Source organism: Duganella sp. FT27W (assembly GCF_009295655.1).
Taxonomy (GTDB): domain Bacteria; phylum Pseudomonadota; class Gammaproteobacteria; order Burkholderiales; family Burkholderiaceae_D; genus Rugamonas; species Rugamonas zoogloeoides.
On the sequence record NZ_WHIV01000046.1, the window covers coordinates 1 to 254 of the forward strand.

Here is a 254-nt window from a genome sequence, read left to right on the forward strand (position 1 = left end):
GGTCCAGACTCCTACGGGAGGCAGCAGTGGGGAATTTTGGACAATGGGCGCAAGCCTGATCCAGCAATGCCGCGTGAGTGAAGAAGGCCTTCGGGTTGTAAAGCTCTTTTGTCAGGGAAGAAACGGATTTTTCTAATACAGAGATCTAATGACGGTACCTGAAGAATAAGCACCGGCTAACTACGTGCCAGCAGCCGCGGTAATACGTAGGGTGCAAGCGTTAATCGGAATTACTGGGCGTAAAGCGTGCGCAG

At 52.0% G+C, this 254-nt stretch carries 1 rRNA gene; it reads left to right on the forward strand.

Annotated elements, in window-relative coordinates:
- A 16S ribosomal RNA gene (locus F8197_RS29535) occupies positions 1 to 254 on the forward strand; the annotation flags it as partial.